General features: G+C 71.4%; 24 protein-coding genes. 12 read left to right on the forward strand and 12 right to left on the reverse strand.

Features of this window, described 5'->3' with window-relative positions; translation table 11 throughout:
* Positions 1-8: 8 nt before the first annotated feature.
* From AB0K28_RS26325 to AB0K28_RS26370, 10 genes are all read right to left on the reverse strand, one after another.
* Positions 9-959, reverse strand: a complete 951-nt coding sequence (locus AB0K28_RS26325; protein ID WP_364374965.1) for a sugar-binding transcriptional regulator — start codon at positions 957-959, stop codon at positions 9-11.
* A 69-nt stretch (positions 960-1,028) separates the two neighbouring features.
* The gene (locus AB0K28_RS26330) at positions 1,029-1,166 is read right to left on the reverse strand and encodes a hypothetical protein (protein ID WP_364374968.1); all 138 of its coding nucleotides are present in this window, start codon (positions 1,164-1,166) and stop codon (positions 1,029-1,031) included.
* Complete coding sequence (locus tag AB0K28_RS26335) at positions 1,163-2,707, reverse strand: FGGY family carbohydrate kinase (protein ID WP_364374971.1); 1,545 nt, start codon at positions 2,705-2,707, stop codon at positions 1,163-1,165. The genes AB0K28_RS26330 and AB0K28_RS26335 overlap by 4 nt, the downstream gene beginning before the upstream one ends.
* Complete coding sequence (locus tag AB0K28_RS26340) at positions 2,700-3,656, reverse strand: transketolase family protein (protein ID WP_364374974.1); 957 nt, start codon at positions 3,654-3,656, stop codon at positions 2,700-2,702. Before AB0K28_RS26340 ends, AB0K28_RS26335 begins: the two co-directional genes overlap by 8 nt.
* Entirely contained in the window at positions 3,656-4,555 is a 900-nt protein-coding gene (locus AB0K28_RS26345; RefSeq protein ID WP_364374976.1) for a transketolase, read from the reverse strand. The genes AB0K28_RS26340 and AB0K28_RS26345 overlap by 1 nt, the downstream gene beginning before the upstream one ends.
* Positions 4,552-5,550: a sugar phosphate isomerase/epimerase family protein gene (locus AB0K28_RS26350; protein WP_345406285.1), complete on the reverse strand. Its 999-nt coding sequence runs from the start codon at positions 5,548-5,550 to the stop codon at positions 4,552-4,554. Before AB0K28_RS26350 ends, AB0K28_RS26345 begins: the two co-directional genes overlap by 4 nt.
* Before the next feature lie 7 nt (positions 5,551-5,557).
* Positions 5,558-6,445: a carbohydrate ABC transporter permease gene (locus AB0K28_RS26355; protein WP_364374980.1), complete on the reverse strand. Its 888-nt coding sequence runs from the start codon at positions 6,443-6,445 to the stop codon at positions 5,558-5,560.
* Positions 6,442-7,341 carry a sugar ABC transporter permease gene (locus tag AB0K28_RS26360; protein ID WP_364374983.1) on the reverse strand — a complete coding sequence of 300 codons (900 nt, stop codon included), beginning with the start codon at positions 7,339-7,341 and terminating at the stop codon, positions 6,442-6,444. The genes AB0K28_RS26355 and AB0K28_RS26360 overlap by 4 nt, the downstream gene beginning before the upstream one ends.
* A gap of 13 nt (positions 7,342-7,354) precedes the next feature.
* Complete coding sequence (locus AB0K28_RS26365) at positions 7,355-8,647, reverse strand: ABC transporter substrate-binding protein (RefSeq protein ID WP_364374986.1); 1,293 nt, start codon at positions 8,645-8,647, stop codon at positions 7,355-7,357.
* 26 nt (positions 8,648-8,673) lie between these two features.
* Positions 8,674-9,555 carry a nucleoside hydrolase gene (locus AB0K28_RS26370; protein ID WP_364374989.1) on the reverse strand — a complete coding sequence of 294 codons (882 nt, stop codon included), beginning with the start codon at positions 9,553-9,555 and terminating at the stop codon, positions 8,674-8,676.
* Positions 9,556-9,796: 241 nt separating this feature from the next.
* On the opposite strand from AB0K28_RS26370, the gene AB0K28_RS26375 reads away from it, so the two are divergent.
* Genes AB0K28_RS26375 through AB0K28_RS26385 form a run of 3 tightly spaced genes read left to right on the forward strand, consistent with a single transcriptional unit; the run spans position 9,797 to position 12,520 of the window.
* The gene (locus AB0K28_RS26375) at positions 9,797-10,789 is read left to right on the forward strand and encodes a sugar-binding transcriptional regulator (RefSeq protein WP_345406303.1); all 993 of its coding nucleotides are present in this window, start codon (positions 9,797-9,799) and stop codon (positions 10,787-10,789) included.
* A 53-nt stretch (positions 10,790-10,842) separates the two neighbouring features.
* The gene (locus AB0K28_RS26380; RefSeq protein WP_345406306.1) at positions 10,843-11,412 is read left to right on the forward strand and encodes a TetR/AcrR family transcriptional regulator; all 570 of its coding nucleotides are present in this window, start codon (positions 10,843-10,845) and stop codon (positions 11,410-11,412) included.
* Positions 11,399-12,520 carry a prolyl oligopeptidase family serine peptidase gene (locus AB0K28_RS26385; protein WP_364374993.1) on the forward strand — a complete coding sequence of 374 codons (1,122 nt, stop codon included), beginning with the start codon at positions 11,399-11,401 and terminating at the stop codon, positions 12,518-12,520. The genes AB0K28_RS26380 and AB0K28_RS26385 overlap by 14 nt, the downstream gene beginning before the upstream one ends.
* On the opposite strand, the gene AB0K28_RS26390 is transcribed toward AB0K28_RS26385, so the two are convergent.
* Positions 12,486-12,938 (reverse strand): MarR family transcriptional regulator, encoded by a 453-nt coding sequence (locus AB0K28_RS26390; RefSeq protein ID WP_345406318.1) that lies wholly within the window; start codon positions 12,936-12,938, stop codon positions 12,486-12,488. The genes AB0K28_RS26385 and AB0K28_RS26390 overlap by 35 nt on opposite strands.
* A 95-nt stretch (positions 12,939-13,033) precedes the next feature.
* Between AB0K28_RS26390 and AB0K28_RS26395 the strand changes: the two genes are divergently transcribed.
* The 3 genes from AB0K28_RS26395 to AB0K28_RS26405 all read left to right on the forward strand — a co-directional run bounded on the left by AB0K28_RS26395 (position 13,034) and on the right by AB0K28_RS26405 (position 15,567).
* Positions 13,034-13,462, forward strand: coding sequence for a MarR family winged helix-turn-helix transcriptional regulator (locus tag AB0K28_RS26395; protein ID WP_364374996.1), 429 nt, complete (start codon positions 13,034-13,036; stop codon positions 13,460-13,462).
* Between the two features lie 95 nt (positions 13,463-13,557).
* Entirely contained in the window at positions 13,558-14,748 is a 1,191-nt protein-coding gene (locus AB0K28_RS26400; RefSeq protein ID WP_364374999.1) for a cytochrome P450, read from the forward strand.
* Between the two features lie 39 nt (positions 14,749-14,787).
* Positions 14,788-15,567: a MerR family transcriptional regulator gene (locus AB0K28_RS26405; protein ID WP_345406327.1), complete on the forward strand. Its 780-nt coding sequence runs from the start codon at positions 14,788-14,790 to the stop codon at positions 15,565-15,567.
* Here AB0K28_RS26405 and AB0K28_RS26410 read toward each other — a convergent pair.
* Complete coding sequence (locus tag AB0K28_RS26410) at positions 15,555-15,860, reverse strand: hypothetical protein (RefSeq protein WP_364375002.1); 306 nt, start codon at positions 15,858-15,860, stop codon at positions 15,555-15,557. The two genes, AB0K28_RS26405 and AB0K28_RS26410, sit on opposite strands and share 13 nt — an antisense overlap.
* A 113-nt stretch (positions 15,861-15,973) precedes the next feature.
* Between AB0K28_RS26410 and AB0K28_RS26415 the strand changes: the two genes are divergently transcribed.
* From AB0K28_RS26415 to AB0K28_RS26440, 6 genes are read left to right on the forward strand one after another with little or no spacing between them, the layout of a single operon-like run.
* Positions 15,974-16,996: a sugar ABC transporter substrate-binding protein gene (locus AB0K28_RS26415; RefSeq protein WP_364375005.1), complete on the forward strand. Its 1,023-nt coding sequence runs from the start codon at positions 15,974-15,976 to the stop codon at positions 16,994-16,996.
* Positions 16,996-18,525 (forward strand): sugar ABC transporter ATP-binding protein, encoded by a 1,530-nt coding sequence (locus AB0K28_RS26420; RefSeq protein WP_364375007.1) that lies wholly within the window; start codon positions 16,996-16,998, stop codon positions 18,523-18,525. Before AB0K28_RS26415 ends, AB0K28_RS26420 begins: the two co-directional genes overlap by 1 nt.
* Positions 18,522-19,487 (forward strand): ABC transporter permease, encoded by a 966-nt coding sequence (locus AB0K28_RS26425; protein ID WP_345406343.1) that lies wholly within the window; start codon positions 18,522-18,524, stop codon positions 19,485-19,487. The genes AB0K28_RS26420 and AB0K28_RS26425 overlap by 4 nt, the downstream gene beginning before the upstream one ends.
* The gene (locus AB0K28_RS26430; RefSeq protein ID WP_364375010.1) at positions 19,484-20,389 is read left to right on the forward strand and encodes an LLM class flavin-dependent oxidoreductase; all 906 of its coding nucleotides are present in this window, start codon (positions 19,484-19,486) and stop codon (positions 20,387-20,389) included. The genes AB0K28_RS26425 and AB0K28_RS26430 overlap by 4 nt, the downstream gene beginning before the upstream one ends.
* Positions 20,386-22,431, forward strand: coding sequence for a hydantoinase/oxoprolinase family protein (locus AB0K28_RS26435; protein WP_364375013.1), 2,046 nt, complete (start codon positions 20,386-20,388; stop codon positions 22,429-22,431). The genes AB0K28_RS26430 and AB0K28_RS26435 overlap by 4 nt, the downstream gene beginning before the upstream one ends.
* A complete protein-coding gene (locus AB0K28_RS26440) occupies positions 22,428-24,176 on the forward strand; it encodes a hydantoinase B/oxoprolinase family protein (RefSeq protein ID WP_364375016.1) in 1,749 nt (582 codons plus the stop codon). The genes AB0K28_RS26435 and AB0K28_RS26440 overlap by 4 nt, the downstream gene beginning before the upstream one ends.
* Positions 24,177-24,586 lie beyond the last annotated feature (410 nt).

A 24,586-nucleotide genomic window follows, 5' to 3' on the forward strand; every position in this document is an offset into this window, starting at 1 on the left:
GTCGAAGGTCAGGAGCAGAGCCGGCGGGCCACGCGCAGGTCGGTGACGAGGATGTTGACCCAGCCGCCTTCGAGCGCCGCCCTGATCGCGGGCAGCTTCCGCAGGCCGCCCGCGACGGCGATGCGCCGCCCGACGGCGCCGAAGGAGGCGGTGTCGATGCCGATGACGCGCCGGTCGAGGTCGGAGGCGACGGGTTTGCCGGTGGCGTCGAAGAAGTGCAGGCAGACCTCGCCGACTCCGCCGACGGCGCGGAGCTCCTCGCGGTCGGTGTCCCTGACGGGCGCGGAGGCCGGCTCGCCGATGCCGACGAGGGCGACGGTCACCTCACGCCACTGCGCCTGCACCTCGGCCAGGTCGGGGTCCTGGAGCAGCGCCTCGCGCGTCGCGGCGGTGGCGACCAGGCCGGGCAGCGGCACGAAGACGGGGTGGGCGTAGGTGAGGTCGGCCAGGCGGGCGATGAGCCGGGTGGCGCGCACCTGGTCGCCGGCGGTGCCGACGCCGCCCACGAGCTGGATCACCCGGTCGGCGACCTGGACGTTCTTCTGCGGCAGGCGCTGCACCACCGCCTGCAGCGTCTGGCTCCACGCGGCGAGGCCGATCACGTCGCCGCCGGTGAAGGTGACGTCGAGGTAGGCGGCCGCCGCCGTCGCGAGTGAGGGGACGACGTCGTCCTGGTAGTCCTCGACGTCGACCACCACGGCGTCGCGCAGCGCGTAGCGGCGCTGCAACTCCTCCTCCAGCTCGGTGTGCACGCCCTCGGGGAGCGTGACCACCGTGCGGACCAGGCCCCGCGTGACCGCCTCCTTCAGCAGGCGGGACACGCGCGGCTGGGAGAGGTGGAGCGCGGCGGCGATCTCCGGCTGGCGGATGCCCTGTTCGTGGTACATGCGGGCGACGCGGGCAAGGAGCCGCAGATGATCCTTGGAGACGTCGCCCACTCCATCCGAGTCCCGGACCACCGTACCCGCCCTTCACGCCGCTGATCGTCGCTCCAAGTTTAGGGGCGGGCGGGCGTGCGGTCGTGACGCCTACTTCCTGGCGAACACCCCGAACTCGTCGGCGTTGCCGGCGGTGACCGGCTCGCAGTCGATCGCCTGCCTCTCCTCCTGGCCGGTGATGTGGCCGGCGGCGTCGAACGTCTCGGGCGCGGCGGCCGCCGTGGTCATCCGGCGTTCCTCTCCTGCGCGGGTAGGGCTCTGCGGACGGCCTGGTGCCAGGCGCGCTTCCTGGCGCGGCGCTCCGCCTCGCCGAGCTCAGGCTCGTAGGTGTCGGCGGGCCTGGGCCGGCGTTCGAGCTCGCCGAGGGTCCAGAGGCCGGCCGTCAGCCCGGCGGCGTCGGCCGCGCCCAGCGCGGACAGGTCGTGCTCGCCCGAGCGGGCGACGACGCGTCCGCTCAGGTCGGCCTGGAGCCGCATCAGCCGGTCGCTGTGGGTGAGCCCGCCGTCCGTCATGAGCACGCGGACCTGCCCGACGGCCTGCTCGATCGCGGCCAGGACGTCCTCGATCTGGAAGGCGACCGCCTCCAGGGCGGCGGCGGCGAGCTGGGGGCGCCGGGTGCCCAGGGAGAAGCCGGTGATGACGGGGGTGGCGCCGGGGTCCCACCAGGGGGCGCCGAGCCCGCCGAAGGCGGGGACGAAGTGCACGCCGTCGGCGGACTCCGCCTCCTTGAGCAGCTCAGGGACGGGGACGCCGAACAGGTCGGCGAGCCAGCTCACCATCCGGCCGGTGGCGCGGATGTTGCCCTCGACGCACAGCGCGGGGCCGTCGCCGAGGTCCCAGGCGATGCTGCGGCACAGGCCCCGCACCTCGCCGACCTCGCCGACCTCGCCGACCTCGCCGGTCCGGCCGGTCTGGCCGGTCCGGCCGGTCTGGCCGGTCCGGCCGGTCTGGCCGGTTCGGCCGGACCGGCTGATGGCCATCACCGACGAGCCGGTGCCGTACGTCGCCTTGACCACGCCCGGCCGCCACCCGGCGTGGGCGAACATCGCGGCGTGCGAGTCGCCCATGACCGCCAGCACCGGCACCCCGTCCGGCAGCGGCGCCAGCCCGCGGGCGGCGGGGAAGGTGGCGCACGAGGGCACCACCCGCGGCAGCACCTCGCGCGGCACGCCGAACAGCTCGAGCAGCCGGTCGTCCCAGTCGCCGGTGGCGACGTCGAGGAGCTGGGTGCGCGAGGCGTTGCCGGCCTCGATGAGGTGCTCGCCGCCGAAACGGCTGAGCAGCCACGAGTCGACCGTGCCCAGGCACAGCTCGCCTGCCCGCCGCCGGTCGGGGTCGTAGGTGTCGAGCAGCCAGCGCGCCTTGAGCGCGGAGAACATCGGATCGAGCGGCAGGCCGCTCACCGAGCGGACCAGCTCGGCGGCGCCGGCCAGCTCGTGGCAGCGGCCGGCGGTGCGCTGGTCCTGCCAGCTCAGCAGCGGCCCGACGGGCTCGCCGGTGCGGCGTTCCCAGAGCACCAGCGACTCGCGCTGGTTGCTGATCCCGATGCCCGCGACGCGTCCCGCGCCGGCGGGTGTGACGCACTCGGCGACCGCCCGCCGCACGCTCTGCCACAGCTCGGCCGGGTCCTGCTCCACCCAGCCGGGGCGCGGCTGCGACTCGGACAGGGGAGCGACCGCGCGGGAGACGACCCGGCCGCGCGCGTCTACCAGGAGCGCCTTGGTAGAGCTTGTGCCCTGGTCGACGGCCAGGATGAGCGGATCAGCCATGGCGCAGCAGGCTCCGTGCGGCATCGGCGATGCCCTCAGGCGACATGCCGTAGCGGTCGAGCAGGTACGCCGCCGAGCCGGTCGGCGCGAACTCGGGGATGCCGAGGATCGCGACCCGGGCCGGATGGTGCTGGACGACGGTCTCGGCGACGGCGCCTCCGAGGCCGCCGGCGATGGTCGACTCCTCGATCGTCACGATGCCGGCGGTCTCCCGCGCCGCGGCCACGACCGCCTCCGTGTCCAGGGGCTTGACCGTCGGCATCGACAGCACCCGGGCCGAGACGCCCTCGCCTTCCAGCCGTTCCGCGGCGACCAGCGCCCGCCACAGCACGGTGCCGTTGGCGATCAGCGTGACGTCTCCGCCGTCGCGCAGGGTGACCGCCCTGCCGGGGACGAAGGCGTAGTCGTCGGGGTTGACCTGCGGCACGCTCATGCGGCTGACCCGGACGAACACCGGCCCTTCGACGGCGGCGGCCCAGCGCAGCGCGGCGCTGGTCTCGACCGGGTCGGACGGGACGATGACGGTGAGGTTGGCGATGGCCCGCAGCCAGGCGATGTCCTCGATGGAGTGGTGCGTCGGTCCCAGCTCGCCGTAGGCGACGCCGGGGCTCATGCCGCACAGCTTGACGTTGTGGTTGGAGTAGGCGACGTCGGCCTTGATCTGCTCCAGCGCGCGGGCGGTGAGGAAGCAGGAGGCGGCGGAGACGAACGGGATGCGCCCGCCGTTGGCCAGCCCGGCGGCCACGCCGACCATGTCCTGCTCGGCGATCCCGACGTTGATCAGCCGGTCGGGGAACGACCGGCGGAAGCCGGCCAGCTTGCTGGAGCCGACCGAGTCGTTGACCACGCCGACGATCCGCTGGTCGGCGCCGGCCAGCTCGGACAGGGTCGCGACGTAGGCGTCCCTGCAGTCGAAGCGGGGCAGGTCGGCGACCGAGGTGCGCGGCATCAATGCTCCTTCTCCAGCTCGCTCAGCGCCTGCCGGTACTGCGCCTCGTCCGGCACCTTGTGGTGCCAGGCGACGTTGCCGCTCATGAACGAGATCGGATGTCCCTTGTTGGTGTGGGCGATCACGAACGTGGGCCTGCCCGGCCGGTACGGCACCGACGACAGCACGTCCAGCAGCTCTCCGTGGTCGTGCCCGTTGACCTCGGCCACGGCCAGGCCGAACGCGGCCGCCTTGTCCGCGAGCGGGTCGAGGTCGTTGGTCTCCTTGACGGTGGCGCCCTGCTGGAGCCGGTTGCGGTCGACGATGACGGTGAGGCGTTCGAGCTGGTGCTGGGAGGCGGCCATCATCGCCTCCCAGTTGCTGCCCTCCTGCAGCTCACCGTCGCCGACCAGCACGTACGTCCGGCGCAGCGACACGTCCAGCTTGGCCGACAGCGCGTGCCCCACGGCCACCGGCAGGCCGTGCCCGAGCGGCCCCGTGTTGGCTTCCACCGCGGCGACCTTCGTGCGGTTGGGATGCCCGTTCAGCGCCGACAGCGGTTGCAGGAACGTCGCCAGCTCGGCCACCGGCAGGAAGCCGAACGCCGCCAGCGTGGTGTAGAGCGCGCCCGCGACGTGCCCCTTGCTGAGGATGAAGCGGTCGCGCTCGGGGTCGGCGACCCGTTCCGGGCTGATGTCCAGCACCGCCCCGTACAGGGTGGTCAGGATGTCGATGGCGGAGAAGTCGCCGCCGATGTGCCCCGCTCCCGTGTGGTGGATGAGCTTGAGGTCCTGGATCCTGATCTGCCTGGCCGCCTCGGCGAGATGCGCGATCTGCTCCGCGCGGCCGGCGCGCCGGTCCACCCTGCCGAACACCGGCAGCGTGACGTGGCCGCGCACGGCCTCGGCGAGGTCGGTCATGCCTCCTCCAGGCCCGCCATCGAGGTCAGCAGCGCGTTCTGGACGAGCCGCTGGGCGGCCAGCGCGTCGTGCGCGGCCTGTGCCTGGGCGAGCGCCTCGTCGTCCAGGACGCCGAGCGCGCGGTCGATCGCCTTCAGGAAGCGGATGGCCTGCTTGGCGGCCTGGACGCTGTCCTCGCGGAAGGGGAACTGGTCGAGCTGCCAGACGCCGTCCCAGTTGTTCCTGCGCAGCGTGTGGAAGAACTCGAACGTCTCCACCAGGTGCACCGAGCCGACGACCATGTCGTCGTCCCAGCCGCGCATGTTGTCGTTGACGTCGATGGCGAACAGCCGGCCGTGGTCGATGGCGAGCTGGGCGGCGTCGGCCGGGGTCTCCTGGCCGTAGAGCGAGTGGCCGAAGTCGAGCAGGATGCCCAGGTTGGGCAGGCCGATGCGCTCGATGCCGAGCAGCGTGCGGGCCACGCCCGGGAAGATGATCTTCACGCGGGGCTCGCGCGGCTTGTACTCGATCACATAGTTGATCTCGGGGTGCGCGGAGCACAGCTCGGTCAGGCCGTCGAGGGCGAGCTGCCAGACGTCGTGGTAGTTCACCTGGAACGGGTAGTCCCAGCCGTCCTGGCCCGGCCACAGCTTCACGTACGAGCAGCCCAGCTCCAGGGCCACCTCGGTGGCGTCGTGCATCAACGCGATGGCCTTCTTGCGCACGGCCGGATCGGGGTTGGTGAACGAGCCCTTGACGAAGTCGCGCGTATAGATCTCAGGGGTGATCGCGATCGCGCTCAAATGGTTCGTGGCCAGGGCGGCCTTGACGTCGTCCAAAGTGCCGTCGAACCCGGCGAACGGCCAGTTCAAGTCCACCACCGACAGCTCGCCCACGGCTCCCGCCCGGTCGATCTGCTCCAGCAGCCCGACCGGCGGCCCGTAGCCGTCGGTGGCGTAACGGTCCTTGTAGGTGGCGAAGTGCCAGATACCCGCGCCGAAGGTCGGCATGGTCATCACTCCCTTATCCCTTGGTGGCGCCGGCGGTGAGGCCGGCGACGATCCACCGCTGCAGCAGCGTGTACGCGATGAGGATGGGCACGACCGCGATGAGGATCCCCGCGGCCAGGCCGGTGTTGTTGTTGGAGAACTGGCCCTGGAAGTTGAGCAGCCCGACGGGCAGGGTCTTGTTGGCGTCGGAGTTCAGCAGGATCAGGGCGAACAAGAACTCGTTCCAGGTGGCCACGGCGTCCAGGATCAGCACCGTGACCAGGGCGGGCGCCGACAACGGGAGCACGATCCGCCAGAAGATCCGCCAGTCGCCCGCGCCGTCCACCCGCGCCGCCTCCACGATCTCGTCCGGGAGCCGGCGGAAGAACGACTGCAGGACGAGCACCTCGAACGGGATGCCGAAGGCTAGGTAGGGGCCGATCAGGCCGAGCACGCTGTCGGTCGCGCCGGTGGTCTTCATCATGATGAACACCGGCACGATTGCGATGTAGATGGGGATCGTCAGGCCGAGGAAGACCGTGAACATCACGGTCCTGCGGAACTTCATCCGCAGCTTCGCCAGCGCGAACCCGAGCATCGCCGAGATCAGCACGCCCAGCGGCACCTTCAGGATCAGCAGCAGGGCGCTGTTGCGGTAGGTGGTGGCGAAGTCGCCGATGTCCCATGCGTCGGCGAAGTTCGCCCACGTGAACTCCGACGGCCAGGCCAGCGGGCCGTTGCCGATGAAGTCGGCCAGCGGCCGGACCGCGGTCACGACCAGCAGCGCGAGCGGCGAGATCCAGAACACGGCCGCCGCGGCCAGCACGACGGTCAGCGCGAGACCGCCCTTGCCCTTCTTCTTCGCCGGCGGCGCCGCCGGGGCGACGGCCCGCGCCGCCGGCGCGGAGACGATCGAGGTCATGCCGTGGGCTCCCTCGTCTGGGACCGGACGTACGGGATGCCGACCGCGATCGCCACCAGGGTGATCACGACGGCGATCGCCGTGCCGTAGCCGGTCTGGTAGTACTGGAAGACGTTGGCGTACATCCAGGTCCCCATCACCTGGGTGGCCGTGCCAGGGCCGCCGTACGTCATGGCGTAGACCAGGTCGAAGACCTTGAACGAGTCGATCAGCGACAGCGCCAGCACGATGTAGTGGGCCGAGCGCAGGCCCGGCATGGTGACGTGCCAGAACTGCTCCCAGCGGCCGGCCCCGTCCACGCGCGCGGCCTCGTACAGCTGGCCCGGGATGCCCTGGAGGGCGGCCAGGTAGAGCAGCATCGGGAAGCCCGTGCGCAGCCACACCGCCGGCACCATCACCGCCCACAGTGCGGTGGAGTCCTGCCCGAGCCAGGGCTGGGCCAGGCCGCCGAGGCCGATGACCTCCAGGAAGGAGTTGATGGCGCCGTGCTGGGGGTTGTAGAGCCAGCCCCAGATCGAGGCGATCGACACCAGCGGCAGCACGCCGGGCGCGTAGAAGATCAGGCGCAGCACGGGCTTGCCCCGCACCTTGCCGTTCAGCAGCAGCGCCAGCGCCAGGCCGAGCGTCACGGGCACGACGATCGTGACCACGGACCACAGGAGGTTGTTCCTGGCCGCGGTGAGCACCACGGGGTCGCTCAGCATCTGGGCGTAGTTGTCCAGGCCGACGAGGTTGTAGCCGGGGCTGAGGCCGTCCCAGTCGGTGAAGCTGAACCACAGCGACGACGCGGCCGGATAGATGAGGAAGATCAGGTAGACGGCGAGCGCGGGGATGGCGAACAGCCAGGGCCGCCAGCTCCCTTTGCTGCTCCCTCTCTGGGGGGTCACGGTGGTCATGAGCCGTCCCTGATCAGTTGCGGGCCCATGCGGAGACGATCTCCTGCATCTTCCTGGCCGCCTCGGCCGGCGGCGTCTTGCCCTGCAGCAGGTCGCTCTGCACGCTGAAGTACTGGTCCGACTGCTGCTTGGGGAACGCCTGGTCCTGGATCGTGTAGAAGGGACTGTCGCCGTACTTCTCGCCCCACTCCGCCGACAGCGGCAGCTCGGCGGCGTCGGGCTCGGCGCCCTTCACGGTGGACGAGGTGACCTGCATGGCCTTCTGGCTGTCCGGCTTGAGCAGGAAGTCCAGCAGCGCCGCGGCCCTGTCCTTGTTTCCCCTCGCGTTGACCATGTAGCCCTCGACGAAGCCGGAGTGGCGGGCCGGGGTCTGGTCCGTGGGCAGCTGGAAGGTCCCGAACTGCTCGGGCTTCTTCTTCGCCGCCAGGATGGCCGACACCTCCGTCCACTGGCCCTCGATGTCGTAGGCGACCTTGCCCTGGACGTACCAGGTGCCGACGTCCGCCGGGTCGAGGCCCAGCGCGCCCTCGGGCAGCCACTTCTGGTCCTGCCACTTCTTGAACAGGGTGAACGCCTCGACGACCTCCGGCCGGTCCCAGCTCTCCTGGCCCAGCAGCAGCTTGTCGTGCAGCTCGGGTCCCGCCGTGTGCTCCAGGAGGTATTCGAACAGGCGCATGATGTGCCAGCCGTACTTGCCGCCCAGCCCACACGGGGTGATGCCGGCGGCGACGAGCCGCTCGTTCATCTCCTCCAGCTCGGCGTACGACGTGGGCGGGGCCTCGACCCCGGCCTTGGCCAGCAGTTCCTTGTTGTACCAGGCGCCCAGCCCGCGCGCCACGAACGGCACGCCCGCCTTGACGCCGTCGAACGTCATGCCCGCGATCGCCGCGGTGTTGAGCGTCGCGTCCCAGCCGTACTTCTGGTAGTAGGGCGTGAGGTCGGCGGCCTGCTTGGCCTTGGCGAAGGGCGCGCCGAGCTGCCCGCCCCAGATCCGCCAGAGGTCGGGGCCGCTGCCGCCGAGCAGCTCGGTCCGCAGCTTGTCGGGGAACTGGGCGGCGCCTGAGCCGGGCAGGTTGTCGACCGTGGTGGTGGTGCCGTTCTGCTCGTCGAACTTCTTGACCTGCGCCTTGATCAGGCCGATATTGGCGTCGTCGTCGTAGGTGAACAGGCGCAGCTTGTCGGACGGAGTGGCCGCCGTGGTGCCGCCGCCGACCGAGGCGCCGGTGCAGGCGCTGACGGCGAGTCCGGTCACCGCGACGGACGACAGGGCGAGGAATCCGCGGCGGGTGTACGAGGTGGGGGTCATGTCGGATCTCCCTTGTGCAGCAGGACCTAGGGGCGGGTTCCGCCGAAGGCCCGGATCTTCGCGAACATGTCCGCCAGCAGGAAGCGCACGTCGACCTCCTCACAGACCCGGATCGGGTGGTTCGATCCGGGCAGGTAGGAGCCGTCGGCGCCGAAGCGGGGAGCGGGCCGTACGCGCAGGTTGCCGCTCTGCGGGAAGAGCATCAGCGCGATCGCCGGGGAGTCGCCCAGGGAACGGGACTCGATCGGCCCGGGATGGTGGGTGGCGTTCCACTCGCGGAGCTGGTCGATCAGGTAGCGGCCCAGCGGTCCCGCAGCGCCGATCTTCTCCTCCAGCTCGGCGTAGCTCACCGAGACCTTGGTGTAGACGTCGCGGGGCACCTGCCACAGCGTGATGCCGGAGCCGAACACCACGTTGGCGGCGTGGATGTCGTTGGAGAGGTTGAACTCGACCTGGGCGCCCTCGTCGTAGCCGCGGTACCCGGGCCCGCCGATCCAGATCACGACCACGGGACGGCTGACGAGCTCGGGGTCCAGCAGGATCGCGCTGGCCATGTCGGTCAGCGGGCCGAGGAAGGACACGTAGAGCGGGTCGTCCTCGCTCGCGAGCTTCGACTCCTCGATGATCAGCCGGGCGCCGGGGGAGTCCACCGGGGTCCGCTCGTCCGGCAGGGCGGTCGCGGCGCCGTTCGCCACGGGGACGGAGCCGGTCATCTTGAGCAGGTCGAGCAGGAGGTCGATCTCCTCGCGCGACTCCTCCATGCTGCGCGGCGAGCGCCGGGTGCCGAAGTGGGCCGGAATCAGTCCTCGAACGTCGAAGGTGGGGGACAGGAGGCCGTGCACGATGGCGAACTGGTCGTCGGCCTCGTTCTTGGCGTCCGTGTTGATGATGACTCTGCGCTGGCGCATCGCAGTCTCCCGGTAGTGCATAATTATGCGGTAGTGCATAATTTCCCGTGCTCGTAGATTGGCTGATCCGCGCGATGCGTGTCAATAACGTTGAGCAACCTTCGGCGGTGCGAACTGCTTCTTCTCGCCGTAACCCGCGACGGCGTGCCGCGAGCCACCCCTGCTCGGGATCACGAAGTGACCTTCCGGATGGACAATGTCAGGCGACGAGACCGCACGACGGCGAGGGGGACGGGTCCTGATGGCTGTGAACGCGGGCGGCGCCGGCCGGTTCGCCACCGACGGCCGGGTGCGGCTGATCACCAAGGTCGCGCACATGTACCACGAGCTCGGCATCCGGCAGGCCGACATCGCCGACGCGCTGCACATCTCGCAGACGAAGGTCTCCAGGCTGCTCAAGCGGGCCGGCGAGATCGGCATCGTCCGTACGGTGGTCGTCGTCTCCCAGGGCGTGCACCTGACCCTGGAGCAGGAGCTGGAGACCCGCTACGGGCTGCGCGAGGCGGTCGTCGTCGACGTCGAGGGCGACGAGTCGGAGATCATCGCCGGCATCGGCTCCGCCGGGGCCGCGTACCTCGAATCGACCCTGGCGGGCGGCGAGCGGATCGGCATCTCACCGTGGAGTCAGACCCTGCTGTCGGTGGCCGAGCGGCTGCACCCCCTGCGCGTGCCGGGCGCCGACCGCGTGGTGCAGCTGCTCGGCGGCGTCGGTGAGGGCGCCGTCCAGGCCAAGGCCAACCGCCTGCTCGGCCACCTCGCCGAGCTGATCGGCGCCGAGCCGCTCTACGTCCAGGCTCCCGGTCTGGTCGGCAGCCCCGAGATCCGCCAGAGCCTGATCGGCGACGCGGCCATGCAGCCGGTGGCCGAGGAGTGGCAGCGGCTGACGATGGCGCTGGTGGGCATCGGCAGCGTGCAGCCCTCGCCGCTGCTGCGCGACAGCGGCAACGCGATCGCCCCCGCCGACCAGGACCACCTCATCGCCGCCCACGCGGTCGGCGACGTCTGCCAGCGCTTCTTCGACGCGACGGGCGAGCTGATCCACAGCGACCTCGACAGCCGCGTCGTCGGCATCGACCCGGAGGTGCTGCGCGCGATCCCGCGCCGCATCGGCATGGCGGGCGGCGAGCGCAAGCACGCGGCCATCCGCGCGGCGATCACCGGCGGCTGGGTCAACGTCATCATCACCGACGTCACGACGGCCCGCGCCCTGCTCGACGGAGACCCGCCGGCCTGACGGGGACGTACGGGGGTGTACACCGTAAACCCGCATGGTTTACGGTGTACACCATGACGACTGCAGCGGAGCGGATCGCCGACGCCGCGCGCGGCATCCTCGTCGGCGAAGGCGCCGAGGCCGTGACCATGCGGCGGGTGGCCGGGCTGGCCGGGGTGTCGCCCATGGCGGCCTACAAGCACTTCCCGAGCCGGCAGGCGCTGCTCGACAAGGTGGCCGAGCGGGCCTTCCGCGAGCTGGCCGAGGGCTGGGGGAGCCGGGCGCCGGGCGGGCCCTGGGAGGAGCGGGCGTTCGGGCTGCTGGAGGACTTCCTCGACTTCGCCCTGGGGCAGCCCCATCTGTACACGTTCCTCATGACCGACCGCCGCGAGCGGGCCAGGCGCTTCCCCGAGGACTTCCGCGGTGACGTCCCGCCGTTCGGGCTGCTCGTCGCGCTGGTCGAGGAGGGCATGCGGGAGAAGGTGCTGCGCGAGGACGACCCGCTGGAGGTGACGCTGACGCTGACGGCCTCCGTCCAAGGGCTCGTGCAGCTCTATCTCGGCGGCCGGATCGGCCTGGCGGAGGACGGCTTCCGCGAGCTGTGCCGGCGTACGGTGCGCAGGATCTTCGATGGCGTCCGTTAAGTGGTGGGCGGCGTCGGCCGTCCTGGCGCTCGTGGTAGTGGCGGCGGGGGCCGGAGCCTGGTACGGCAGCGACCAGTCGATCAAGGTCGTGCACTACGGCACCGGCAACGCCCAGGTGCTCGCCGTCCAGGGCGGCACCGTGACGCTCGCGAGGACGCCGCAGACCGCCGCGCCCGGCACGTACTGGTTGGAGTGGAGCGGCGCGCACACGATGCTCGGCGACGTCGTGTCCGAGACGCCGGGCCGCGTCACCCGCGAGGTGCTGCGCGGCCCCGTCCCCTCGGCCGGCACCCCCGGCCACTTCGGCAACGTGCCGCCGGGCGATCCGAAGGTCGCCTGGGGGATCGACTACACCGAAATCATGGTGCCCACCGAGCTGGGACCGGCGCCCGCCTGGTACGTGCCGGGCGACGGCACCACGTGGGTCGTCGCCGTGCACGGGCAGAACGGGCGGCGCAAGGCCGAGCTGAAGATCCTGCCCGTGGTGCACGAGCTGGGGCTGCCGTTCCTGGCCATCACGTACCGCAACGACGAAGGCGCCCCGCCCTCGCACGACGGCCTGCTGCACCTGGGCGACGCGGAGTGGCGCGACCTGGAGGCGGCGTTGCGGCACGCCACGACCATGGGGGCGCAGCGCTTCATCCTGTACGGCACCTCGATGGGCGGCCAGATCGTCGGCCAGCTCCTCGGCCGGTCACCGCTCGCGACCCTGGTCGACCGCGTCATCATGGACGCGCCCATGATCGACGTACGGATGACCGCGGAACAGGGCGCGCGCAACGCCGGCCTGCCCGCGTTCGTGGCCGGGCCGGCCGGGCTGGTCACCGAGTGGCGCACCGGCGTCGACACCGATCGGCTCAGCCTGATCCGCCACCCGCCCCGGGTCAGGCCGCCCCTCCTGCTGATCCACACCGTTCCGGACACCGAGCACCCGATCCAGGAGGCGTACGACCTCGTCACCACGGGCGCCCGGCTGGGCTGGCCGATCCGGTTCGAGCCGTTCGAGCGGGGCGGGCACACCGAGGCGTGGAACGTGGACCGCGCCCGCTACGACCGGCTCGTCCGCGACTTCCTCAGCGGCCGGAGTGGTGCTCGGTCAGGCGGGTGAGGAGGTCGACGAAGGTCCGCCGGTCGGTGGCGGACAGCGGGGCGAGGTAGTCGTCCTGGGCGGCGGTGAGCAGCCGGTCGAGGTCGGCGAGCTGCTTCCGGCCGGCCGGGGTGATGGTGATGACGTTGCGGCGGCGGTCGCCCGGGTCGGGCGCACGTTGGAGGAAGCCCTGGTCGGCGAGGTCGTTGACGGCCGCGACCACGTCGCTGCGGTCGATGCCGGTGCGGCGGCCGAGCTCGGCCTGGCTGGCCGGGCCGAACTCCTCCAGGGTGGCGAGCAGGGCGTAGTGGTAGCGGCGGGCCCCGGCCCCGGCGAGCGCCTGGTCCACGAGCCGGTTGGCGATCAGCGCCGCACCGTTGGTCAGCCTGGTCGGCAGCCTGCGCAGCCGCTCCGCCGGCGGCCCTTCGGGAGTGTTCACGAGCCGACCCTAACAAATGGTTGGCGGGACCCACGAATACTGTTAACGTTGGTGCAGCCAACATTGGCCCAACCAACTAGTATGGGAGTGGATCCATGCCCGCCTTCAGCACCCAGGTGATCGGCCAGACCGAGAAGGCCCTCAACGCCCTCCTCGACCGCCTGCTGGCCGGGACCGGCATCACCGAACCGCAGTGGGTGACGCTGACCCTGACCGTCGTCAGCGAAGGAACGCCGTCCGCGGACGCCCTCACCGAACGCGTCGCCCACTCCCTGAAGGCCGACCAGGCCACCGTGCACCGGCTCCTCGCCGAGCTGACGGCGGCCGGCCTGGTCCGCACCAGGCAGGACGGCGTCGTCGAGCCGACCGAGCACGGCAAGACCGAGTGGACGAGGGTCCGCGCCGCCATCACCGACGTCACCGGCCGGCTGTGGGGCGACCTGCCGCCGGAGGACCTGGCCACCGCGGGCCGCGTCCTCGGCACCGTCCTGTCCCGCGCGAACACGCTGCTGTCCGCCGGCTGAACGAGTGGCCCACCTCACAGGGCCGCGCCGTCACAAGGGCCGGGGCGCCGCCGTCTCGTGGTCGTCAGCATGCCGCGAACGACGCGAGAGGACGGATGATGACACAGGCTCTGGAACTGCCCCTGCACATGCGGAGGAACGGGCTGGACCCGGTCGGGGAGCTGGCCCTGGCCCGCGACGGCGAGGGCGTGGTGCGGGTGATGACGCCGTTCGGCGTGCCCGCGTACGTGGTCTGCCGCTACGAGGACGTCCGCCGGGTGCTGGCGGACCCGGCCCGGTTCAGCAGCGCCCTGACCCCCATCCCCGGCACCGAGCGGATGGACGCCGAGGAGCGCGCCAGGATGCGGGCCGGGCAGCTGCTCGCCGCCGATCCGCCCGAGCACACCCGGCTGCGCCGGATGCTCACCCCCGAGTTCACCGTACGGCGCATGCGCAGGCTGGAGCCGCGGATCGCCGAGATCGTCGAGGCGGCGCTGGACGACCTGGAGCGGGCCGGCAAGCCGGCCGACCTGGTGGAGCACGTCGCGCTGCCGGTGCCGTCGCTGGTGATCTGCGAGCTGCTGGGCGTGCCGCCCGCCGACCGCGCGGCGTTCCACGCGCGTTCGGTACGCCTGCTGGACACCTCCCTGCCGATCGAGCAGCGCGTCCAGGAGCAGCGGGAGGAACGGGCGTACATGGCCGGCCTGGTCGCCCGCGCCCAGGCGGACCCGGGCGATGACCTGCTGGGCATGCTCGTCCGCGAGCACGGCCACGACCTCACCACCGACGAGCTGATCGGCATCGCCGGGCTGTTGCTGCTGGCCGGCCACGAGACGACCGCCAACATGCTCGGCCTCGGCACCCTGGCCCTGCTGTGCCACCCCGGTCAGGCGGCGCTGATCCGCGACGACCCGGCCATGGTCGAGCCCGCCGTCGAGGAGCTGCTGCGCTGGCTGTCCATCGTGCAGTCACTGCCGCCGCGCACGACCACGACGGACGTGGAGATCGCCGGTCAGCGGATCCCGGCGGGTTCGCTGGTGATCTGCTCGTTCCCCGCCGCCAACCGCGACCCCGCCCTGGTGGACGACCCCGAGACCCTCGACGTCACCAGGGGAGCGGCCGGCCACGTCGCCTTCGGCCATGGCGTACACCACTGCCTCGGAGCGCCGCTGGCGAGGATGGAGCTGCGCATCGCCTTCCCCGCCCTCCTGCGCCGCTTCCCCGCCCTCGCCCTCGCCGAGGACCGGCTTGACTTCCGCGCCTCCAGCATCGTGTACGGCCTGCACCGGCTCCGCGTAACCTGGTGATCTTGACTCTCACGCCACGTCAGGCGGCACAGTGACCGCATGACCACTTCAGAGCACACCGTCGGCGCCATCGCCGAGCTGACCGGCGTCTCGGTCCGCACGCTGCACCACTACGACGAGATCGGCCTGTTGGAGCCGAGCGAGCGCAGCCCCGCCGGCTACCGGCTCTACTCGGCGGACGACCTGCGCAGGCTGCAGCGCGTCCTGTTCTACCGGGAGCTCGGTTTCGGCCTCGACGCGATCGGCGCGATTCTGGCCGACCCCGCCCGCGGGGACGCCGACCGGCTGGAGGAGCAGCGCGCGCTGCTCCTCCAGCGCATCGAGCGGCAGCGGGCCATGGTCGCCGCCATCGACAGGGAGCTGCACGCGCGCAGGCTCGGCCTCACCCTCACCCCGCGGGAACGGCTGGAGATCCTCGGCGGCACCCGGCTGGAGGACCGCGCCGATCGGGCGGAGGAGCGGTTCGGCGGGTCTGAGCTGTGGGAGCAGCGTCGGCGGCGCGCGTCGGCGTACTCGGCGGCGGACTGGGCGGAGATCCGCGACGAGCAGGCGGGCATCCATCAGCGGCTGCTCGACGCGATGAACGCCGGCCTGCCCGCCGGCGACCCCGCCGTCATGGACCTGGCAGAGGAGCACCGGCTGCACCTGCACCGGCGCTTCCACGACTGCGGCCACGACGTGCATCGGGGGCTGGCGCGGGCGTACCTCGCCAACGAGCGCGTCGGCCGCAACTACGATGACATGGCGCCCGGCCTGTCCCAGTACGTCCACGACGCCATCATGGCCAACGCCGACCGCGCCCAGCGTCAGAGGTTGTGAAAGAAGTTGCCGCCGAAGCTGCTGACGACGAACTCGCTGTCGGTCGTGCGCGAGGTGTTGCTGACGAGCAAGGTGGCGCCGATGCCGAAGGCGATGTCCGGCTGGCGGACGACGAAGACGTGCACCTCCACCAGCTCGTTGTTCTGCCGCGCGTGGTGGAGGACGGGGTCTGGATGCTGAGACCCTTCGAGGATCGGCCGCGCGGCGCCTGACGGCATGAGTACCCCATGCTCAGTTCCCCGCGTCAGGCGCGTGATCGCGGGCAAAGAGTCGAAATCGAACCGTTGACCCATCGGGTTGCAGTGTGACATTGTACTGCCTCAAGACAGCTCATCACCTGCGAAAACATACGCACCATGAGATAGAGGTGCAAGTGAAGTCACTGTCCATTCCCCAACGGACGCTGGTGATCGCAGCCGGTGCGCTCCTGAGTCTCGCGCTCGCGGGCTGCAACTCCGACGTGTCCCAGGTCTACTCCTCCAGCACTCCGTCCAGCGCCAAGACCGGCCCGGTGAAGATCGCCCTGCTGGCCTCCTCCAGCCAGAACGGCTTCAACAAGGCCGTCTACGACGGCGCCGTCGCCAAGGCGAAAGAGTACGGCGACGTCGAGGTGACCATCTTCGACGGCAAGTTCGACAGCCAGACCCAGTTCAACCAGGTCCAGAACGTCGCCAGCCAGGGCACCTACGACGGCATCCTGCTGGTCCCCAACGACAACGTGGGCATCGCCGCTGCGATCCCGGCAGCCGCCCAGGCCAAGATCCCGGTCGTCACCACGCTCTTCCCCGTCGGCCCCAACCTGACCGAGCTGAAACCCCAGGTGGACGGCATCGTGTCCACGGTCGCCGCGAACACGGAGGAGAACTCCAAGAAGCTCGCCGAAGGCGCGGTGAAGTACTGCGAGGACAAGGACCCGTGCCGGGTCGCGATCCTCATCGGCCAGCTCCAGTTCCCGTTCGACAACCTGCGCAACAAGGCCTACCGCTCGGTCCTGGACGGGCACCCCAACATCAAGGTGGTGGCCACCGGCCAGGGCAACTACGACCGCGACACCTCACTGAAGGCCATGCAGAACATCCTGCAGGCCAACCCCGAGCTCGACGTGCTGCTGTCCAACGCCGACCAGCAGACCATCGGCGCCCAGGTCGCGCTGGAGAGCGCGGGAGTCGACCTGAGCACGATGTACGTCACGGGCGGCGGCGGCAACCAGGAGGCCATCAAGCAGGTACGCGCCGGCAAATGGGCCGCCGACCAGGTGGACTTCCCCAACAGCATGGGCAAGGCCGCCGTCGAGCAGCTGGTCAACGCCGTGCGCGGCAAGCCGGTCACCCCGGTCGTCGACGCCAACACGCTGGGCCCCGTACCGGTGATCGTCACCAAGGAGATCCTCGGCGAGCACCCCGACTTCGCGGGCGAGTGGGCCGATTGATGGACGGACCGACCCCGGCGGTGGCCGTCACCGTCCGCGACCTGTCCGTCCGCTTCGGCTCCACCCAGGCACTCGACGCGGTCTCGCTGTCCCTGCTCGAAGGCGAGGTGCACGGCCTCGTCGGCGAGAACGGCGCCGGCAAGTCCACGCTCGGCAAGGTCGTCGGCGGGCTCTACCAGCCGGACTCGGGCGAGCTGGAGGTGTTCGGCCGGGCGGTGCACCGCTGGGACACCAGGCGGGCGCAGGACGCCGGCGTCGTGATCATCGCCCAGGAGCTGTGCCTGGTCCCGGCGCTGACCGTGGCGGAGAACGTGTTCCTCGGCAGGGAACGCCGCACGTTCGGCGTCCTGCACGGGGACCTGCGCGCCCGCTACCGGGAGCTGGAGGAGATCTGCGGCTTCGGGCTGCCCGCCGACGCGCCCGTCCACACGCTGCCGATCGCCGACCAGCAGAAGGTGGAGATCATGCGGGCGCTCGCCCGCGACGCGCGCGTCATCGTGATGGACGAGCCGACGTCCTCGCTGACCGCCGATGAGAGCGAGCGCCTGCACGAGATCATGCGCTGGCTGCGCGAACGCGGCACCACCGTCGTCTACGTCACCCACTTCCTGGACGACGTGCTCGCCAACTGCGACCGCGTCACCGTCATGCGGGACGGCCGGGTCATCAGGACGGCTCCGGCCGCGCAGGAGACCAAGGCCGGCCTGGTCGAGGCCATGCTCGGCGAGCCCGTCGACATGCTGCTGCCCGACCGGCCGCCGGCGCCGCCCCCTGACACGCCGCCGGTGGCCGAGATGCGCGACGTGCGCGGCGGCGCCGTCCGGGGCGTGTCGCTGCGGGTGCGGCCCGGCGAGATCGTCGGGCTGGCGGGGCTGGTCGGCAGCGGCCGTACGGAGATCGCCCGCGCGCTGTTCGGTTGCGACCCCGTCGAGTCGGGGGAGGTGCTGTTCCGCGGCGAGCCGGTCACCGGCGCCTCGCCGCGCGCGTCGATCGCCCGCGGCATGGCCATGATCCCCGAGGACCGCCGCGCCCAGGGCCTGGTGCTGCTGCGCCCGGTCCTGGAGAACGTCACGCTGCCGCACCTGGGCCGCTTCTCCCGCGCCGGGGTGCTGTCGCGCGGCGGCGAGCGCGCCGCGGTGCGCGAGCTGGTCGAACGCCTCGGCGTACGCCCGGCCGCGCTCGACGGCGACGTGTCGGTCTACTCCGGCGGCAACCAGCAGAAGGTGCTGTTCGCCAAATGGCTGCTCGGCCGGCCCGAGCTGCTCATCCTCGACGAGCCCACCAGGGGCGTGGACGTGGGCGCCAAGTCCCGCATCTACCAGCTCATCGTCGAGATCGCCGCGGCCGGCACCGGCATCCTGCTCATCTCGTCGGAGCTGGAGGAGGTCGCCGGCCTCAGCCACCGGATCCACCTCGTCCGCGGCGGCACGGTCATCGGCGAGGTGCCGGGCCCGGGGGCGTCCGTGGACGGGCTCCTGCAGCGCCTCTTCGAGGTCGAGCCACCCCCAGCGACAGAAGGAACCCCATGACCGCCACCGCACAGGCGCGAGCGGGGTCCGGCGTGAACGTGCCGGCCCTGGTCCGCCACTACGCCGTCCTGATCATGCTCGTGGCGCTCTTCGTGGCGCTGAGCGTGTCGACGTCGTCGTTCCTCACCCTCACGAACCTGCTGAACATCCTCAACCAGAACGCCCCGCTGGCGATCATCGCGGTGGCCGGGACGCTCGTCGTCATCTGCGGCGGCTTCGACCTGTCCACCGGGGCCATCTTCAGCGTCGCGAACGTGGTGGCCGCCTGGGTCGCGCTGCATCTGAACAGCCCCGTGCTCGGCCTGATCGCCGCGCCCCTCGCCGGCGCCGCGCTCGGGCTGGTGAACGGCGCCGCGATCACCCGGCTGCGCATCCACTCGTTCCTCGCCACGCTGGCCTCCAGCCTCGTGTACGGCGGGCTCGCCGTGCTGATCACCGGCGGCTTCCTCATCAGCGTCCCGGCGGGCGGGTTCACCGCGCTCGGCCGGGGCGGCATCGGCCCGGTCTACTACGCGATCGTCATCCTGGCCCTCTTCGCGCTGCTGTCCGGGTTCCTGCTGAACCGCACGACCTTTGGCAGGTACGTCCTGTCCGTCGGCGGCAACGCCGAGGCCGCCGAGCTGTCCGGCATCCGGGTGAACCGCATCAAGCTGTACACGTTCCTCTACAGCGGCCTGGCCGCCGGCATCGCCGCCGCGATCGGGGTCTCGCGGATCGGCACCGGGCAGCCGCAGGCCGGCGACGGCATGCAGCTGCTCGCCATCGCCGCGGTCATCCTCGGCGGCACCAGCATCTACGGCGGCGTCGGCGCGATCTGGCGCTCGGTCTGCGGTGTGTACCTGCTGGCGCTGATCGACAACGGGTTCGACATCCTCAACGCGAACCCGTTCTTCAAGGACCTGACGACCGGCGTGGTCATCCTGGCCGCGGTGGCGCTGAGCGTGGCGAGCAGACGACGATGATCGACCTGTCCGTCCTGGTGCTGCCCGACCGGGATCCCGGGGCCTTCGCCGCCGACGTACGGGCCGCGGAGCAGCTCGGCGTCCGCACCGTCTGGACCTACGACCACCTGACCTGGACCCCCTTGAAGGACCGGCCCTGGCACGCCGCCGTGCCGATGCTGGCGGCGGCGGCCGTGTCCACCACCCGGGTGCGCCTGGGCACCCAGGTGGCCACGCCCAACTACCGGCACCCCGTCACGTTCGCCAAGGAGATCATGACGCTCGACCACCTGAGCGGCGGCCGGCTGGACATCGGCGTCGGAGCAGGCGCCGAGGGCGCGGACGCCGCCGTGCTCGGCGACCCGCCGCGCTCGCTCCCCGAGCGGGCCGACCGGTTCGCCGAATGGCTCGGCCTGCTCGACCACCTGCTCACCCACGACGTCAGCACCGTACGCGGCGAGCGCTACAGCGCCGTGGAGGCCAGGCAGATCCCCGGCTGCCTGCAGCGCCCGCGCGTGCCGCTGACCGTCGCCGCGACGGGGTCCCGCGCGATGGCGCTGGCCGCGCGGCACGGCCAGGGCTGGGTGACCTACGGCGCCTACCGCAGGCAGGACGCGCCGGCGGACTGGTTCGCCGCCGTGGAGAAGCAGGGGCGCAGGCTGGACGCGGTGCTGGCCGCCGCGTCTGATTCCGGCCGCCGCCCGCCGGGCGCGCTGCGCCGGATCGCGCAGGTGGCCCTGGACATGACCTGGCCGTTCGAGAGCCCAGGCCGCTACGCCGACTTCGCCGGCCGGCTGCGCGACGCGGGCTTCGACGAGATCACTCTGCACTGGCCGCGCGGGGACGACGCGAGGGGGATGCCGTCCGAGGCGCTGGAGCACGTCGCGGCCACGCACGCACTACCGAGAAAGGCGGAACGATGAGCAGGCTTGCGATCGACGTCGGCGGCACGTTCACCGATGTGGTGGAGCTGAACCCGGACACGGGCGCGCTCAGCTTCGGCAAGGTCCCGACCACCCCCGACGCGCCGGCGCGCGGCGTCATGGACGCCTTCGGCCTGGCCGAGTCCGGCACGCCGGCCATCACGATGTTCACGCACGGGACGACGCTCGGGCTGAACGCGCTGCTCACCCGCACGGGCGCGCGCACCGCCGTGATCGGTACGAAGAGGTTCCGCGACGTCTACCTGCTCGGCCGTACCGACCGCAGGACCAACTACGACATCACCTACCGCAAGCCGCCCGCGCTGCTGGAGCGCTACGACACGTTCGAGGTGCGCGAGCGGTGCAGGTTCGACGGGAGCGTGCACACGCCGTTCGACGTCGATGACGCCCGCCGGGTGGCCGAGGTCGTCGCCGAGCGCGGGTACGGCTCGGTGGCGGTGGCGTTCCTGCACTCCTACGCCAACCCCGAGCACGAGCTGCGCATGCGGGAGGTGCTGGCCGAGATCGCCCCCGACGTCGCGGTCACCCTGTCGCACGAGCTGTCCAGGGAGTACCGCGAGTACGAGCGGACCAGCACCGCCGTGCTGGACGCGTACGTCAAGCCGATCGTCCACCGCTACCTGCGCGAGCTGGAGGGCGAGCTGGCCGGCGGCGGCTTCTCAGGACGGTTCCTGATGACCCGCTCGGGCGGCGGCGCGATGACCGCGCAGGCGGCCCGCGAGCAGCCGGTGAGCCTCATCCTGTCGGGCCCCGCGGGCGGCGTCATCGGCGCGGCGGCGCTGTCCAGACTGCTGGACGAGCCCAACCTCATCACCATCGACATGGGCGGCACCAGCCTCGACGCCTCCCTGATCCTCGACCACGAGCCCGTCCTCTACCAAGGCGCGGAGTTCGAGGGGCTGCCGATCAACACCCCGTCGCTCTACATCCACACCATCGGCGCCGGGGGCGGCTCCATCGCCTGGCTGGACGAGGCGGACGCGCTGCAGGTCGGCCCGCAGAGCGCGGGCGCGGCTCCGGGCCCCGCCTCGTACGGCAGGGGCGGCACCGCGCCGACCTTCACCGACGCCGCCCTGGTGCTCGGCCACCTCGGCTCCGACAGCCCGCTCGGCGGCAAGCTGGCCCTCGACCGCGAGCTGGCCGACAAGGCGCTGCAGCCCATCGCCACCCGGCTCGGCCTGACCACCGAGGCGCTGGCCCGCGGCATCGTGCAGATCTCCACCATGAAGATCATGGGAGCGGTCCGCGCGATCACCGTGGAGCTGGGCCGCGACCCGAAGGACTTCGCGCTGCTGTCCTTCGGCGGGGGAGGGGGCCTGGTGGCCGTCGAGGTGGCCAGGGAGCTGGGCATCTCGACCGTGATCGTGCCGCCGGGGCAGGGCGCGTTCTCCGCGTTCGGGATGCTGCTCGCGGACGTGCAGCACGACTTCGCCCGTACCCTCGTCACGCCGCTGGCCACGCTCGACGCGGCCGCCGCCGACGCCGTCTACCGGGAGATGGAGGCGGCGGCGGTCGAGCAGCTCGCATCGGAGGGCTTCGGCCCTGACCGGCGCGCGCTCACGCGCACGCTCGACGTCCGCTACCAGGGGCAGGAGCACTCGGTCACGGTCGCCTTCCCCGATGATCCCGCCGCGTTCGCCACCGACGTCGCCGCCGCGTTCGCCGAGCTGCACGAGCGGCAGTACGGCCACACGATGGACGACCCGGTCGAGGTCACCACCCTGCGCCTGCGCGCCACCGGCACCGTCGACAAACCGGAGCTGCCGACCGTGGCGGAGCGTACGTCGGGCGAGCCCCACCCGGCCGGCACCCGCCAGGTCCATCTGTCGGCGGACGAGCCGGCCGTCGAATACCGCGTCTACACGCGCGAGGACCTGCTGGCCGGCGACGTCGTCGCAGGGCCCGCGGTGATCACCGAGCACACGGCCACGTCCGTCATCCACGCCGGCGACTCCCTGCGCGTCGGCCGCTACGGCGAACTGGTCATTTCCGTGAACGACAGGACCGGGAGGCAGCAGTGAGCCCCACCACCACGACGGACTCCATCACGACGGAGATCATCCGGCACGGCCTGCTCGCCGCCGCCGACGAGATGGCCCGCAACCTGTGCCGCACCGCGTACAACACGGTCGTGTACGAGATCCACGACTACGGGATCGGCATCCACGACGCCCAGGGCGACGTGGTGGCCGACGCGCCGGGCATCGCGGTGTTCACCCGGGGCAACGACCACGGCATCAAGCGGGCGGTCGAGTTCCTCGGCCGGGACGCGCTGGAGCCGGGTGACGTGTTCATCCTCAACTATCCGTACTGGGCCTCGGCCCACACCCTCGACCCGCTGGTGTTCGCCCCCATCCACCACGAGGACGAGCTGATCGGCTTCGCCTCCTGCCGGATCCACGTGCTCGACCTCAAGCAGAAGGACCCCGGCTACGTCCTGGACTCCACCGACATGTACCAGGAGGGGCTGTTCTTCCCCTGCTCCAAGCTCTACCGGCGCGGGGTGCAGAACGACGACGTGTTCAACATCATCCGCTTCAACAGCCGGATGCCGGAGCGGACCATCGGCGACATCCAGGCGCAGGTCTCCGCGTGCGTGACCGGCGTGCGCCGCACCCAGCAGATCGCCGCCAAGTACGGCGCCGGCGTGCTGACCGCCGCGATGGACGCCATCAACGACCACGGCGAGCGCCTCGCCCGGCTGGCCCTGGCCAAGCTGCCGAAGGGCACGTGGACGGCGCACGACTTCGTGGACAGCGACGGCGTGGACGCCGACCGCCTCATCAAGATGAACGTCACCGTGACCATCGGCGACGACGAGATGGTCATCGACTGGACCGGCAGCGAGCGCGACGTCAAAGGCCCCATCAACCTGCCCGTCGGGCAGACGGAGGCGTTCTGCAGCCTCGTCTTCAAGGCCCTGACCACGCCGGACACGCCGGTCGTCGCGGGCAACTTCCGGCCGCTGCGGGTGGTCACCGAGCCAGGTTCGGTCATGCACGCGGTGCCGCCCATGCCGACGTTCACGCTGTGGACCGGGCTGCTCGGCGGCGAGGTCGTGCTGAAGGCCCTGGCCCAGGGCATGCCCGACCGGGTGCCCGCCTGCTCGGGCGGTGACGTGTGCTCGATGATGGGGCTCGGCGTCAACCCGCGTACCGGGGAGGCGTGGCTGGAGGCCACCAACGAGGCCGTCGGGTTCGGCGCGCACGCGGGCGGCGACGGCGAGGACGGCATCATGCACCTGTCGGAGCCGGGCTGCCGCAACAATCCGGTGGAGGTGCTGGAGACCAAGTCGCCGATGTTCATCGAGTCGTACGGCTACCGCCCCGACAGCGGCGGTCCCGGCCGGCACCGCGGCGGCGTCGGCGTGGGCCGTACGTACCGCTTCACCGCTCCTTCGACGGGCATCTGCCTGGTCTACAAGACCAGGACGCAGCCGTGGTCGATCGGCGACGGCCTGCCCGGCGAGAGCAACCACGTCATCCTCAACCCCGGCACCGGCCGCGAGGTCCGGCAGGGCGGCAGCTACAACCGCCTGGACGCGGGGGAGGTGCTGGTCAACAACACCGGCGGCGGTGGCGGCTACGGCGACCCGTTCGAACGCGAGCCCGCTCAGGTGGCCGCGGACGTCCGCAACGGCTTCGTCAGCGTGCAGTCCGCGGCCCGCGACTACGCCGTGGTGGTGGACCCGGTCACGTTCGAGGTGAACCAGGAGGCCACCAGGCGGCTGCGCGTCGGCGCCGCAGGTCCCGCCCGGCGAGGATGAGCCAGAGGTACGGCACCGGCAGCATCGTCCGCCAGAACAGGTGCGCCTGGTCCCCGTGACCGAAGCCGCGGGCCGGCGGCCAGAGCCACACCTGACTCGGCGCGTCGTACCTGCGGGCCAGCCGGAGCAGGGGCAGGGCCTGGCCGATGAGCCAGAGCCCCACCACCGTACGAGCCTGGCCGCGCACGTCGCAGGTCGCGCCGGGCCGGGGACGCCGCGCGCCGCCGGAAGGGGAACGATCTCCCCTCCTCTCTCTCGCACATATCGGGCCAACCGGTTCTCCGCTTGAGATTGCTAGTCATTTCAGTCATGATTGAAATAACTAGCAACAAAGGGGGATGAGCCATGGAGCACGTGACCTTCAACAGCCTCGGCACCCGGTGCGCAGCGCCCTGCCCTACCCGCAGGGC

The organism is Nonomuraea sp. NPDC049504, assembly GCF_040676845.1.
In the GTDB taxonomy this organism is placed as follows: Bacteria; Actinomycetota; Actinomycetes; order Streptosporangiales; family Streptosporangiaceae; genus Nonomuraea; species Nonomuraea salmonea.

Coding starts and splice junctions, on each gene's coding strand:
- AB0K28_RS26330 (WP_364374968.1), bottom strand. CDS start 1,166: ATGACCACGGCGGCCGCCGCGCCCGAGACGTTCGACGCCGCCGGCCAC.
- AB0K28_RS26335 (WP_364374971.1), bottom strand. CDS start 2,707: ATGGCTGATCCGCTCATCCTGGCCGTCGACCAGGGCACAAGCTCTACC.
- AB0K28_RS26340 (WP_364374974.1), bottom strand. CDS start 3,656: ATGCCGCGCACCTCGGTCGCCGACCTGCCCCGCTTCGACTGCAGGGAC.
- AB0K28_RS26345 (WP_364374976.1), bottom strand. CDS start 4,555: ATGACCGACCTCGCCGAGGCCGTGCGCGGCCACGTCACGCTGCCGGTG.
- AB0K28_RS26350 (WP_345406285.1), bottom strand. CDS start 5,550: ATGACCATGCCGACCTTCGGCGCGGGTATCTGGCACTTCGCCACCTAC.
- AB0K28_RS26355 (WP_364374980.1), bottom strand. CDS start 6,445: ATGACCTCGATCGTCTCCGCGCCGGCGGCGCGGGCCGTCGCCCCGGCG.
- AB0K28_RS26360 (WP_364374983.1), bottom strand. CDS start 7,341: ATGACCACCGTGACCCCCCAGAGAGGGAGCAGCAAAGGGAGCTGGCGG.
- AB0K28_RS26365 (WP_364374986.1), bottom strand. CDS start 8,647: ATGACCCCCACCTCGTACACCCGCCGCGGATTCCTCGCCCTGTCGTCC.
- AB0K28_RS26370 (WP_364374989.1), bottom strand. CDS start 9,555: ATGCGCCAGCGCAGAGTCATCATCAACACGGACGCCAAGAACGAGGCC.
- AB0K28_RS26375 (WP_345406303.1), top strand. CDS start 9,797: ATGGCTGTGAACGCGGGCGGCGCCGGCCGGTTCGCCACCGACGGCCGG.
- AB0K28_RS26380 (WP_345406306.1), top strand. CDS start 10,843: ATGACGACTGCAGCGGAGCGGATCGCCGACGCCGCGCGCGGCATCCTC.
- AB0K28_RS26385 (WP_364374993.1), top strand. CDS start 11,399: ATGGCGTCCGTTAAGTGGTGGGCGGCGTCGGCCGTCCTGGCGCTCGTG.
- AB0K28_RS26395 (WP_364374996.1), top strand. CDS start 13,034: ATGCCCGCCTTCAGCACCCAGGTGATCGGCCAGACCGAGAAGGCCCTC.
- AB0K28_RS26400 (WP_364374999.1), top strand. CDS start 13,558: ATGATGACACAGGCTCTGGAACTGCCCCTGCACATGCGGAGGAACGGG.
- AB0K28_RS26405 (WP_345406327.1), top strand. CDS start 14,788: ATGACCACTTCAGAGCACACCGTCGGCGCCATCGCCGAGCTGACCGGC.
- AB0K28_RS26410 (WP_364375002.1), bottom strand. CDS start 15,860: ATGGGTCAACGGTTCGATTTCGACTCTTTGCCCGCGATCACGCGCCTG.
- AB0K28_RS26420 (WP_364375007.1), top strand. CDS start 16,996: ATGGACGGACCGACCCCGGCGGTGGCCGTCACCGTCCGCGACCTGTCC.
- AB0K28_RS26425 (WP_345406343.1), top strand. CDS start 18,522: ATGACCGCCACCGCACAGGCGCGAGCGGGGTCCGGCGTGAACGTGCCG.
- AB0K28_RS26430 (WP_364375010.1), top strand. CDS start 19,484: ATGATCGACCTGTCCGTCCTGGTGCTGCCCGACCGGGATCCCGGGGCC.
- AB0K28_RS26435 (WP_364375013.1), top strand. CDS start 20,386: ATGAGCAGGCTTGCGATCGACGTCGGCGGCACGTTCACCGATGTGGTG.